The sequence below is a fragment of the Propioniciclava flava genome (assembly GCF_004126535.1).
GTDB classification, from domain to species: Bacteria; Actinomycetota; Actinomycetes; order Propionibacteriales; family Propionibacteriaceae; genus Propioniciclava; species Propioniciclava flava.
On the sequence record NZ_PPCV01000012.1, the window covers coordinates 63,538 to 76,252 of the forward strand.

Annotated in this window: 10 protein-coding genes and 1 CRISPR repeat array (1 of these 11 cut by a window edge); of the genes, 2 read left to right on the plus strand and 8 right to left on the minus strand. The window is 65.2% G+C overall.

The annotated features are described in order from the left end of the window. Window positions 1–712: direct repeats of the CRISPR family, unit length 29 nt; unit sequence GGGCTCATCCCCGCGTAGGCGGGGAGCAC; it begins 3,227 nt to the left of the window's first position. 39 nt (window positions 713–751) lie between these two features. The 8 genes from cas2e to cas3 are packed head-to-tail and all read right to left on the minus strand — an operon-like array spanning window position 752 to window position 9,669. Continuing rightward, the gene (gene cas2e / locus C1706_RS13445; protein ID WP_129459758.1) at window positions 752–1,099 is read right to left on the minus strand and encodes a type I-E CRISPR-associated endoribonuclease Cas2e; all 348 of its coding nucleotides are present in this window, start codon (window positions 1,097–1,099) and stop codon (window positions 752–754) included. Next, entirely contained in the window at window positions 1,093–2,034 is a 942-nt protein-coding gene (gene cas1e / locus C1706_RS13450; RefSeq protein ID WP_129459759.1) for a type I-E CRISPR-associated endonuclease Cas1e, read from the minus strand. Before cas1e ends, cas2e begins: the two co-directional genes overlap by 7 nt. After that, window positions 2,031–2,675 (minus strand): type I-E CRISPR-associated protein Cas6/Cse3/CasE, encoded by a 645-nt coding sequence (cas6e, locus tag C1706_RS13455; RefSeq protein WP_206661147.1) that lies wholly within the window; start codon window positions 2,673–2,675, stop codon window positions 2,031–2,033. Before cas6e ends, cas1e begins: the two co-directional genes overlap by 4 nt. Window positions 2,676–2,689: 14 nt before the next feature. Continuing rightward, window positions 2,690–3,421, minus strand: a complete 732-nt coding sequence (cas5e, locus tag C1706_RS13460; RefSeq protein WP_129459761.1) for a type I-E CRISPR-associated protein Cas5/CasD — start codon at window positions 3,419–3,421, stop codon at window positions 2,690–2,692. Further along, window positions 3,418–4,521: a type I-E CRISPR-associated protein Cas7/Cse4/CasC gene (gene cas7e, locus C1706_RS13465; RefSeq protein WP_129459762.1), complete on the minus strand. Its 1,104-nt coding sequence runs from the start codon at window positions 4,519–4,521 to the stop codon at window positions 3,418–3,420. The genes cas5e and cas7e overlap by 4 nt, the downstream gene beginning before the upstream one ends. After that, on the minus strand, window positions 4,518–5,138 hold the full coding sequence (casB, locus tag C1706_RS13470; protein WP_129459763.1) for a type I-E CRISPR-associated protein Cse2/CasB: 621 nt from the start codon (window positions 5,136–5,138) through the stop codon (window positions 4,518–4,520). The genes cas7e and casB overlap by 4 nt, the downstream gene beginning before the upstream one ends. Then, window positions 5,135–6,739, minus strand: coding sequence for a type I-E CRISPR-associated protein Cse1/CasA (gene casA / locus C1706_RS13475; RefSeq protein ID WP_129459764.1), 1,605 nt, complete (start codon window positions 6,737–6,739; stop codon window positions 5,135–5,137). Before casA ends, casB begins: the two co-directional genes overlap by 4 nt. Further along, window positions 6,739–9,669, minus strand: a complete 2,931-nt coding sequence (gene cas3, locus C1706_RS13480; protein ID WP_129459765.1) for a CRISPR-associated helicase Cas3' — start codon at window positions 9,667–9,669, stop codon at window positions 6,739–6,741. The genes casA and cas3 overlap by 1 nt, the downstream gene beginning before the upstream one ends. 276 nt (window positions 9,670–9,945) lie before the next feature. On the opposite strand from cas3, the gene C1706_RS13485 reads away from it, so the two are divergent. Together C1706_RS13485 and C1706_RS13490 are read left to right on the plus strand one after the other, a co-directional pair. After that, window positions 9,946–11,373 carry an amino acid permease gene (locus C1706_RS13485; RefSeq protein ID WP_129459766.1) on the plus strand — a complete coding sequence of 476 codons (1,428 nt, stop codon included), beginning with the start codon at window positions 9,946–9,948 and terminating at the stop codon, window positions 11,371–11,373. 114 nt (window positions 11,374–11,487) lie between these two features. Next, window positions 11,488–12,303: a DUF1684 domain-containing protein gene (locus C1706_RS13490; RefSeq protein ID WP_129459767.1), complete on the plus strand. Its 816-nt coding sequence runs from the start codon at window positions 11,488–11,490 to the stop codon at window positions 12,301–12,303. Window positions 12,304–12,715: the final 412 nt, after the last annotated feature.

The window sequence follows — 12,715 nt, forward strand, 5'->3', positions numbered from 1 at the left end:
CTGCTCCACCAGGGCTCATCCCCGCGTAGGCGGGGAGCACCCCGGGGGGCGTCCCCAGAGATACGCACGACCGGGCTCATCCCCGCGTAGGCGGGGAGCACGGGCAAGGGACCGCGGTCGAGCTGCTCGCCGACGGCTCATCCCCGCGTAGGCGGGGAGCACAGCAACGGGTTGAGGACGTTGTCGATGACCCAGGGCTCATCCCCGCGTAGGCGGGGAGCACTTGGAGTTCGGGGGTCACTGGTCTCTCCTCCTGGGCTCATCCCCGCGTAGGCGGGGAGCACGGCGGGAACACGAACGGCAACGCGAGCGTCTGGGGCTCATCCCCGCGTAGGCGGGGAGCACGGGCGAGGTCCGCAACAGCAGTGCCGGTGCGGGGGCTCATCCCCGCGTAGGCGGGGAGCACGACGTCACGCTCAAGAAGCTCGTGAGGCCTATGGGCTCATCCCCGCGTAGGCGGGGAGCACCGGCGTCCCATCTGGTCCGTCTTGAACCTGACGGGCTCATCCCCGCGTAGGCGGGGAGCACCGGCCCATACGTCCAGTCAGAAGCCCCGGACGAGGGCTCATCCCCGCGTAGGCGGGGAGCACCTACCAGGGCCGCGGCTCCGCTCCGGCTCCGACGGCTCATCCCCGCGTAGGCGGGGAGCACTAGTCTGAGAGGTTTCGCCACACGCTGGGATGGGGCTCATCCCCGCGTAGGCGGGGAGCACACTCCCCGACAAGGGGAGACGTTCGAGGTGAAGGTCAAGTCACTTCACTTTGCGTGCATGGCGGTACTTGCTGGCGTTGCTCCACCCCTTGCGCATCGGGCTCTGGCTGGATGGGGCGGCGGGACGTCGGATGAGGTGCACTCCGTCAAAGTCGACAGGTTCCCAGTCGTGCTTGTGGACGCGGAAGTCGAGGCCTTGGTCGCCTCGCTTTGAGTGAATCATGATGGCGCGCCCGTCCTTGCAGAGGTCTTGAATCTGCAGCCAGAGTTGCTCGCGAACGCGTGCCGACACCTTGCCCACATAGACGCCGGGGCTGACCTCGAGGAGCCACCGTGTGAGGTGCCCACGGAGCCCGGCCGGGCACGCGGTCAGCACGACGACTACCACACGTCCTCCGCATAGTTGGTCCCAGCCGCGAGGGCACCTCGGTAGTCCCAGAGGTGAATGACATCGACGTCGAAGTCCTCATCGTGGTCGCCATCCGAGCCGAGGAGCGCATGGATGTCGCGCGTGCACCGCGTAAGCAGGTGACCCTCATGAATGGCATCACGCATGGCCCGGCGAACTTCCGCGGGAAGGTCGTCGCCAGGGTTAGCGGCAACCCCGAAAGCGACAGGAACAGCCATTTCCATCTTGTACAAGTCGGCAACGTCGTACACGAACGACCGGTCGTGACCTGTGTGCACGAACCCCAGCCCTGGGCTGCAACCCAGAGCGACGACGACCGCATGGACGACCCCGTACAGGCAGGACGTTGCCGCGCTGAGGGCCTGATTGAGGTCGTCGCCGCCGGAGAAGTCGTCGGGTTGGTACTTTCGAGACGACCAGGTGACGCCATACTCCTCCGCCGTCTCGCGGTAGATTCGGCGGACACGAGCCCCTTCCCGACCACGCAACTGCTGCATGGTCATGCCTTCGGTGTCTTCACCAGCAAAACGCATCTCATACATGCGCCGTGCGACACGCAGCCGACTGACCCGATTGGTGACCAGTTCGGCTTGGGCCTCGAGCAGCCGACTGGAACGCGACAGCCCCCGGCCATGCGCGTAATAGCGGACGCCTTCCTCACCAACCCACACGGAACTGGTACCGCTGTCGGCCAGCAGCATCATGGCCTGATGACTGATCGTCTTTCCGGGGCCCAGGAGAAGGCTGGCGACGGTGGCCGCAGGAATGTGGATGGTTCCCCGCTCATCGCGCACAGTGATTGCGTTGCTGTCACGGTGGACGATGCCGTGCTCCACGTACAGAAAGGTCACTCTGTCGGTGACCCGGGCTAGTTGACCAACCTGCGCCGGCGGCGTCCCGGGAATGGGTTTCATGTCGGTCGGGCCAGCGTGACCAAACCACACCCGTAGCCCTTGGCCGGACCAAGACCAGAAAGGAGCGCCTCGCGTAGGGCGACCGGGTCCGTCACCTGCAGCAGACCGTCGAACGTTACCGTTTTGAGCGTGACAGTTCCGGTTCCGCTCCGGCGGCGGAACTGCTCTGTCCGTTCCTCGCTGACGCGAGCATTGGGCCGATCGTGGGCGCCGCTAGGAACGGTGAAGCCGTGCGCAACACCTTGGCGAAGCAGCCAGTCCATCCGATTCTCTTCGCCAGAGATGGGGACGCGGCGACCACGCTCGCCGTCCCCCATTCTCATACTTCGCACGGGGTTGGCTCGTAGCCGGAAGACCCATTGCTGGCCAGCTTCCAGACTGTCGAGCAGCGGCTCGTAGGGGGCAGTTCGCCAGGTGGGTTGCGCGGGCCAGCCCGCCTGATCAGCCAACCCTTCGAAGGAAGGCTCCTGCGGGCTCACCACGTAAAGATCAAGGCGATGCCGTTCGGGATTATCCAGGCGCCACAGGATCCGATCGCGATCAGCGACATCAGGCAGGAACCCAGCCAGGACTGCCGCGTGCATACGCTGGGGCGATGCAACCAGGTCGCGGGTCCCGCGCCGCGTTGGATTGAGCGGCATGTGAGTGAAGTACATCAGATCGACTCCTGAACAGGCTGTTCTGCTGCCGCAAACCAGTCGGGCTGGCCTGGAACACTGAGCGGGCGGCGCCCCTCCGGATTGAGGACGTGGACGGGGTCGGCAGTCACAACCTCGCGCCACCCGTACTCCCTGCGGCGAGGGTCGAAGCTCACCGGAACATCGCGACGCGTCTCACGTGGGCGGGTATCGCCGGGGTCCGCATCGAGATGCAAAGCCAACTCCACATCGTTGGGTTGCTTGGCTCGGCACCACGCGGCAGCTTCCCAAGGAGCCTGACGCAGGGCCGTCTCCAACGGTTCCTCGACCACCCTCAGAAACGGGGCCCGGCCGACGGGACAGGAACGGCGTCCCAGATACAGCGGAAACGCTGGCCGCTGCACTACGGCGGCGAGTCCTGCGATGACAGGCTCAGGCCCTTCGACGCCCGCGACAAAGCGGGCATCGGCGATGTAGTACCTGTAGGACAACGGCATCGACTTCCCGCTCCGCCAGTCGATAGCCGTTTGGAAGTCACGTTGCAGGCTGCCGGGCTGGTCGGAGCGAACACCGAAGCGGAGATGCGTCAGGTCTTCCAAGGCGTCGGTGCGCCGACGCCCTTCAGCCGCCGCCAGTAACCCTAGGACGCCGCTCTTGGTCGGGACCATGCGGGTGTCGCGGCGCGAGAACCGACTGGAATCCCCCCACGCTTGCAATGGCCCTGCCAAGAGGAGGAGGAGAGTCGTCATGCGCTCTGCTCCAGCACCCCTCGCACCTGATCGGTCGCGGCAGCAACCAATCCGTCGAAGGGACGTTGCTCCCCTAAAGCGGCGAGCGGAGCGGTCTTCTGCCCGACGGCGGTCACCCAGGTAGCCAGCGGCGCTGTGCCATAGGCAGCCGTCAAAGCGGTCGCATGGTCGGCCAGGGCCTGCGCACTTGCTTCGACGTAGCCGCCGCGTGCGACGACGGCGTCCTCGAAGGCGCCCACCAGGTTGACCGGTTGATCCACTCGGGCCATGACGATGACCGCGTCAGGTGCCGTCCGGTTCGCGAACGTGTTTTGCTTGCCCGTCGGCATCGACGTCACGAATGCTCGGAGGAAGGCGTCCACAGCGCGCAGCGTCGCAGCGTCATCACCGAGGTTGGCCCGCAATCCCGCCACGTTGATCGTGGCATAGCGGTAGAGAGTCGCGGAGTCGAACTCAATGGTGCCGATCATCCCTGCGCCGGTCTCGTCGTCAGGCGCCTTGTCGTCCACTGCGGTGTAGTAGTCGTATTCCGTCGCCACCGCGTGTGTGCTCAGAGCATGCGCGACCTGGCAGGCGGCGTCCACGTTCAATTCGGCATCATCCGCCACCATGCGGCCGAACAAGGACACATCAATGCCCTGATCGGCGCGCAGGGCGGCCTTGATTGCACGCGCGTCCAGTTCGGCGTCGAGGGGCAGCGCGAGTTCGGCAAGCCGGTCGAGTTGCCCGTTGCTGAAGAACACCAGGTAATCCGTCTGAGGCAACCCGCCTTTGTCGGCATTGCGTGCTGGCTTGGTCTTCAAGCCCGCCTTGAGGAGGACGGCCTCCGCGCGGGTCGCAGCGGCATCGTCGTCCACCGACGACCGTGCCGCGATGCGCGCGGCCAGCAACTCCACCGCGCGCTTCGTCCGGACGCCCAACTCCGAGGCATTGAGAAGATCCGCGAAGTCGCGTCGGGTGGCCCGCTTCCACGCCTGGCTGCTGACGCGGGCACGCCGGACACCGCCGAAAACGGCAGTCTTCGGGCTCCCCGTGTCATCCCGGTTCAGGTTGCTCGGCGGAACCGTTTGGAGGACGTGGACATCGAGAAACAGGGTCATGAACGCTCCTTGGAGTCGGATTCGGGCAATGAATGAAGGTCTCGTCCCCAACGAAGGAGGACGCTGTCGCGCTGATGGGGGTCGCCCGTGGCCAGGGCTCGGAGATCGTCGGCCAAAAGGCCGTAGTCGAGCCCGATCGGTGGACGTTCCGCACGCAAGAGCTGGATGACTCCGCGGAGGAAGTAGAGCCGTCCGGTGAAGTCAGTAGCCAGGGCCACCTGATGGAATCGTCTGACCGTGGAATCGTCGAGGGACTCGTCGCGAGCTCGGGCGCGGGCCAGCCGCCCGACGGCGCTGCCCAGCTTGATGCCGGGACGGTGTACGCCGACATCGCGGCCTTGCTGGTGCAAGGCGTAGAGGACGAGCGCAGCGTGAGCGGCACGCTCCGAGGGGCTGGGCGCATCGCCGCGCCCCTGGAGTTCCGCAGGCAACTCACCGACGGTGATGGCCCACACTGCTGGCTCGGCGCCGACGTCGCCGGGGGAACAGCGGCGTAGCCGGGCCAGCGTCGCCACCGCCCCGGATTCGTTGCGCAGGACGCTGCTTTGGAGTGTGGCGACCCGCTGCGCGACGACTCCCCCGATCTTGCGGTAACGCACGGGCGCGGCCACGGTCATGCTGTCTCCTGATCAACGGAAGGTGTGGAAGGGAACGTCTTCGCGAGAGCGAGATGGAACCAACGTTGGGCGAGGCCCGCGTCGAGAAGCACCGTCCGGTTCTGGAGTGTGACGGTGCGCCCGACGAGTGCCCCCTGCCCTGCTTGGGAGACCAGGTCATCGCCCGCCCGGCGGAGAACGTCACGGGCGCGGTGGGACCAGTCCTCTAGGTATTCCAGGGACCGCTCCGGATCGCGAAGCGTGGACAGCCATTGCCGATACAACCCGTCGAGCCGGTGATAGCCGAGTTCGAACGTTGCCTCACGGGCATTGCCCTCGCCGCCCGAGGCGCGATCCAGATTGCCTGCAAGGTTCGCTAATGCCACGACGCCACCCTTGGCGAGGTCAGCGGCGGTGAGCGCCGCCTGCGCCAGTGTGGGATCGGTCACGGCGGCCACGGACGCAGCCATGCGATCGTCGACGAGGTCAGCGATGGTGGAGTTCTGCGGCCCGTACTCTGCGCCGACGATCCGCAGCGACAGGGAATAGTCGGCAGGCAGAATCTGCGCCTGACTTAACGTTGCTACCCACTCGAGGACGGCGGGCTGTTTTCCGTCGCTGAAGTCCCTGTGTTGGTGCAGGAGAGGGCCCAGCCCTTGCCAGATGCGCCGGGCCGGATCGTGCATCACCGGCATCAAGACGTGTTCGCCCTTTTTGGATTGGGCCTTGCTGTAGCGCCACGCGCACATGGGCTCGAACGGGTGAAGATTCTGCGGTGCAAGCCGATCACCGTTGGAAACCTGCACGTCCACGACACGTCCACCCTCGGTAAAGAGGCGGAGTCTTCTGGAGGGCCACGTGAACAGGTCAGCGGGCCCGTGCGGCGCGGGGTGAAGAGTGTCTTGCCCGGGCCCGTTCGGTTCACGCTCCCACGACGGCAGATCTTGTGGACCAGACATAGTCAGCGGCAGATTGAGGAGGAGCGTCTCGAAGAGGGTGCCCCCTTGTGCGAGGACCAGGCCGAGGTTCCCGGCCCAGGCCGGGTAGCCGAATGGGTAGCCCCGGCCACCCTTCACGCGCTCATCTCCAAGCGCGCCAGTTTTGATCCCGGAAGGGTCAAACGCTTGACAGTGGACGAGCCAGCGAGCGGCCTCAGCCAAGGACAAGGACGTCAGATCGGAGCCCGCGCGCGTGGTGAAGAACTGATGCCCGTCCGGTACCTCAGCGATGAGCTTCGTGAGCCCCGACCGCTTCCCAGATGCAGTGGTGAGCCCGGCCACCTGCAGGAACGGAGTCGCGGGGTGGAGCAGATCAAATCGATCACGCATCGCTTCGAGGTAGGGCGAAAAGCGCTCTGAACCGAACCGCCCACCAGACCACAGTGTCTGCCACGTGTCGAGTGCCTCGTCTTCTGTTCGTTCATCTGCGCGCAGCGCGCCCAGCAAGACAGCCTCAACCAAACGCAGGATGGCAGCGTCCTGAGTAGGTATCTCGCCTGCAAAGTCAACGAACTGGTGGGCGTCCGCAATCAGCGCAGTGAGCGACACCTCTTTGAGGTCCCCGTCAGCGGTGCGGACGCGGATCCACGGCTCGTCCAGCAGATTAAAGCTTGCGCTCTCCATCAATGGTCCCTGGCCTTCTCAGCGGTGAGTCCGCGTACAGAGTCATAGTGCAGAAGATAAAGCTCAGTATGCCCAGGTCCGCCCCGTGGCAGGCCGATTGCCACATTTCCGTGGTCATCGAGGGGAAGAAACAGCTGTCCGCGGAGCCACGGTGACTGTTGCCACCCCGAGGCATCCACCATGCCTTCCAGAGCTTCAATCAGCGAACCGACCATTCCCTCGCGACACAACTCTTGTGGAAGGCGTAAGGTGCACGCCGCCAGAGCGCGTGCGTAACGCGCGTCCTGCCCTGTTCCCCACATCTGACCTTGTGGAATCACGGTGCCGGGGAACGCTGAGCAGAGAGGCATGCGAAGTTCGTCGCCGACGCGGTCAACGACGATCACCTCGAGGGAGTCTTCGGAGTCACGCACTTGTGCATGCCCCTCGCGTTCGGCGCGGTCCGGGTCGCCGCCATCCACGTCGATCCACCCGTCCAAGGACGACACTGCATGAGGAGCGGGAAGGAGATAAGCCTGAGCGCGCTGGCGCTTCACCGCCAAAGCGTTGGCCGCGGCCTGCTCGGCAGCTCTCCACCGATCTTCCCAACCTGCAGGGGGCGGTAGGTCAGGGTCGTAGCCACGACGTACCAGTGGAGCGATGTCGTCGGGAAGCGTGATGGAGATCTGCTCGTTTAACACCGCTGCCGCACGAAGCGTAGAGGACGCACCGTAGATCGCTGTGGTGCTGCGCGCCAGGGAAGGAGGCGTTGATTCCCAGTCTGTGACACCCCTCACGAGCAGTAGCGGCTCGCGGAGCAGTTCGGGGCGCGACGCCCGATGATGACGGTGGAGTCGACCGACGCGCTGGAGCAGGAGGTCGATGGGGGCTAGATCGCTGATCAGAACGTCGAAGTCGATATCGAGTGACTGTTCCAGGACCTGGGTACCGACCACGATCAGTCGCGATGGCCGTTGCACGTCCTTGGTGTTACCGAGTTTTCTCACCAGGTCTGCTTCTCGCGCCAGACGCTCGGGGGCCAAGAAACGGCTGTGGATCAGGATCAACTCGTCATCGGGCACGCTGCCATGGAGGGCATCGAATACCTCCTGAGCCCGGCGCACGGTGTTGCAGACCACCCCGGCGCAACCACCTTTAGCCAGCAGTGCAGACAGTCGGTCGACGATGAGGGCGGGGTCATCACCCATGCGTTCGAGGCTGACAAGCGCCGATCCCTCCTCGGCGGAGACGGGGATGTCGTGAGTGTCCCCGTCATAGAGAGTGACCCGCGGGTAGGAATCCCCGGCGTCAGGCAATGCCGGGTGTAGATCCCCCACTCCACGCGCGTAGGCGGTGATGAACCCTTCTCGTTGCGCTGGGGGGAGAGTCGCTGACATCACGATCACTGGGACATGCCAGCTGGCCAGCCACGTGAGGAGGCGGTGGAGATACTCGCGCATGTACGCGTCTGCAGAGTGGACCTCATCAACAATGACGACCTTGCCAGCGAGGCCCAAGTGCCGTAGTGCTACGTGTTTCGCCTTCAGCGCGGCGAAGAGTGCCTGGTCGATGGTGCCGATAACAAAACTAGACAGCCCTGCTCGCTTAGCGCCGCGCAACCACATATTCACGACCGCGCGGGATTCGGCGGGGTCGTGGCCATCGTGGATGTCGCCGTGCCATGAGGCGCGCAGCAATGAGTCGTACTCGTCGTTGAGCGCAGCCTTGCCGTGAGTCAGCGCCACGCTGGCCTCCTCGCCAAGAGCGTTATCGAGCCAGCGCATCGTCCGAGTGAACATCGGGTTGGCCGTGGCCATGGTCGGCAGGCCGAGAAAGACCCCGCCCTGACCGAAACGGGACGCCAGGACTTCAGCTGCGAGCAACGCGCCCTCGGTTTTCCCCACTCCCATCGGGGCTTCGACGATGAAGATCGGTGCTGAGCGTGCTGCTTGAGCGGACTCCACCAGGGAACGCTGGACGCCACGGGCTGGCCAGGGAGCTAGCTGGGGAAAACGCTGATGCAGAAGGGTGGTCGCGTCTGTCGATTCGAGGTGGGCCCTCCACGGTTGAGGGAGATCGAGCAATGCTGTGGCCTGAGCAAGACGCCTGGGCGTGCTGAGCGGGCCGTCGTACGGGAAGTAGTCGGTGTTGGAGGCCATCCAGTCCGCCATGATCACCAAACCGGTCAGGACGCTTTGAGCAGACGGAGGCAGGCGACGCGAGACGAGCATGGGCCAGACCTGGGCAGCCCCCGTCCGTGCGCTCATCTTCTGGAGGACCTCCTGCCGCACCTCGATCCACGTGCCACTTCCGAGCGCGCCTGGGCTGTTGCGCGCCTGAACGATGCTGAGCTTCGAGGGGTTGCGCCCGTGGTGCCCACCCGCGATGCACGCATACGTGGCGGCAGTGCGGGGATCAGCCGCGTACTCGGTTTGCAACCAGTCCTGCACGATGACCTGGCTGAGTGTCGCGTGGGGAATCCTGGCCGGGTACGGCCGACTGGCATCAAGGCCATGGCGTTTCATGGCGGCTAAGACGGTCGGAAACGTTTGAGACACTTGCGAGGCGAACTGAGGTGTGATTTTGCCGATGTCGTGGACTCCGGCCAGGAAGGCCGCGAGCGATCGAACTTCTTGCACCGAGACCCCTGCCAGGTCAGACAGCATCGTCCTCGCTGCGGGCGGGAGATAGTGGTCAAACAACTCCTCAGCCATGGCGGCTGAGTCAGTGAGGTGATGGACGACTGGGAACCACTGACCCGTGAACCGGTCTGTCTTACCCCAGGCCGAAAGTGCGGCGTCCGACCAGACTTCGTTCTGCACCGTGCCGGCGTCGTCGGCGGCAACGGCGGCAACGGTGAGCGGGCGTTCCTTCTCGTGTGCTGCTGGGGGTGCAGGGGCGCTCGCATTCTGGGAACAGTGCGGTGAGTGGCGCACGTCCGGGGTTTCCATGGGGCCTCCGTCCAGGTGATGAGCGGTCTACGGGCTCATCAATGTGGCCAACTTAGGGCTCCAGACAGACACAATGCGGACGGTTCTGATCATCGGCGTCATGGCCGAATGACGCTCCTGTTGCAGGGTGTTCGTGGGGCTCGTGAGGCGTCCCTCAGCACAGGTGTGTGCCCCAGTCTGGATGCGTCCACGATGCAAGGAATCGGTCACATGCGTAGACCGCAGCGGATTTCATCACTTAAGTTTCCCTTGTCCGCACGCACCCAGGAGACCAGCATGACGCCTAACCCCCACTCGATCATGCGACGAAAGCCGCTGGCCGACATCGAAGACGACATGGAGAAGACAGGACTGTTCAAGAGCCTCGGCCTGTGGCAGCTCACCGCGATCGGCGTGGGTGGCATCGTCGGAATCGGCGTGTTTAGCCTTGCCGGGCTGGTGGCTAGCGGTCAGCCGGGTGGCGGCGGCGCGGGTCCGGCCGTCATCATCTCGTTCCTCATCGCGGGGCTGGCCAGCGCCGCAGCGGCCCTGTCGTATGCCGAGTTCGCGGGCATGATCCCGCGGGCCGGGTCGGCGTACACCTACGGGTACGTGGCGCTGGGAGAGATCGTCGGCTGGTTCATCGGCTGGGATCTGCTGCTGGAATACATCGCCATCGTCGGGGTGGTCGCGATCGGCATCTCCAGTTACCTCACCCAGTTCCTTGGCGGGATCGGCATTCACTTGCCCATCTGGATGTTGGGTACCGCCGACCAGGGCGGCATCATCAACCTGCCCGCAATCCTCATCTGCCTGCTCGTCACGTTTGTCCTCAGCCGTGGAACCAAGACGTTGGGACGCTTCGAGATCGTCGCTGTCGGGCTGAAGATCCTGCTGATCTTGTTCATCGTCGGGTTGGGCATCTTCTACGTGAACCCGCAGAACTACACCCCGTTCATGCCGAATGGATTCGGTTCTGTGTTCGCGGGCGCGGCGACCGTGTTCTTTGCCGTGTTCGGGTACGACGCCATGAGCACCGCCGCAGAGGAATCCACCGACGGCAAGAAGCACATGCCGAAGGCGATCATTTTGTCGCTGATCATCGCGATGGCGCTCTACTTCGCCGCCACGCTCGTGCTGACCGGCATGCAGAACTGGACGCAGATCGACACCGAAGCCGGATTCGCGGTCGCGTTCACGTCGGTGGGGCTACCCATCATCGCGACGGTGATCTCCGCGTTCGCGGTCATCTCCATCATGACCGTCATGCTGACGTTCCTGCTGGGCGTCACGCGGGTGTGGTTCACGATGAGCCGCGACGGCCTGCTGCCGCGCTGGTTTGCTGCCACCGACCGCCGTGGGACGCCGCAACGCGTCACCTGGATCGCGGGTGTTGCGGCTGCCGCCTTGGCGGGTATCTTCCCGATCCGGTTGGTCGCCGATCTGACCAACATCGGGATCCTGTCGGCGTTCGTGGTGGTGTGTGTCGCTGTCATCGCGCTGCGCTACACCAAGCCCGACATTCCCCGCACGTTCAAGCTGCCCGGCATGCCGTTCATCCCAGCGTTCGGTGTGCTGGCGTCCGCCTTCTTGATCACGCAGTTGCACTACGAGACGTGGATCCGGTTCGGGGTGTGGCTCGTCATCGGCCTGGTGATCTACTTCGGCTACAGCCGCAAGCATTCGGCGCTCAACCCCGACCGGGTGGCCGTCGAGGAGAGCTGACGGCCAGCGGGCAGCGTCGACCACCGGGCCACTCGGTCAGCGAGCGGGACGGGGGCGGCTTCGTCTCGAACGCGTGGCAGACTCGCGGACACCGCGCGCAGCAAGGAGCACGAAATGTTGAGCCATGTCGCCCCCGAGACCCATCGTCGATGGGAGCGCTGGCGGGAGCGCCGCGACGCCGAGTTCGCCCAGCCGTACGGTTGGCTGAGCCTGAGCGCCCTGCACTGGCTCGACGTGGATCCCGCCGCCTACGACGGACTCCCCGGCCTGTGGTGGGCCGACGATGCGGGTATCCACCACGACCCGACCCCTGACGCCACCCCAGGCCGTCGCCCCGACGCCATCCTCGTCGGCGGCGAGCCCGTCAAGGGCGCCAGCCTGGTGTGGGATCGCACTACTGCCGCCCCGGAGGTCACCCTCGGCGATCAGCGTCTCGAACTCATGGAACGTGGCGGATTTTTCGCCGTGCGCGTCCGCGACCCACACGCCCCCGCACTCGCGGCCTACACCGGCGTCCCGTTCTTCGACTACGACCCGGCCTGGCGGCTCACCGGCCACTACCGCGCCTACCCCCAAGCCCAGGAACAAGCCATCGGCTCGGCGGCCGCCCGCGTGGAGATGTCGACCCGCGTCGTCGGTGAGGTGGATCTCGACATCGATGGCACCACCCAGACCTTGAAGGTGACCGGCGGCGACGGCACCTGGCTGGTGTCCTTCCGCGACGCCACCAGCGGGCGCGAGTCCGCCGGGGCCTGCCGCTGGATCTGGCTATCCTCCGCACCGGCCGACGACCTCGTCATTGACTTCAACTTCGCCGCCAACCCGCCGTGCGCCTTCTCCGACTACGGCACCTGCCCCCTCCCCCCGGCAGGGAACACGCTGACGTCCGCTGTGAGGGCAGGGGAGCGCAACCCGCGCCAGAAGGGCTGACTGGCCGCTGAGCGCTGAGCGCTGAGCGTGGCCGACATGACGCACCTACCCGAGCCGCAGATCCCTTCGGTGCGCTGGTTCAGGCTGGCGGGGGCTGGCCGTGGGTGTCACGTCTGCTGGGGCACCCTGATGAGGGATGAGGGCAGCATTTCGCTCTCACGAAGGCCTCATGGCCGACGATGAGCACATCGAGCATAGAAAGGTGTCGTCGCGTGGGCGGCGCCTCTTCCGTGCTGCGGTTGTGGATATCCCGGTTTTGAATGACCGTCGTCGGTGCACTTATGTGGCTCTTCAACCTTGAGGTGGGGGTGAGCGCGACACGCCGGAGCGCGGGGTGAGGGTGGTTGGGGGTCGAGGCCTTCAGGATCGGAAGCGTCTCTTCAACCTGACCGGAAGGCCTCGACGTGTCCGA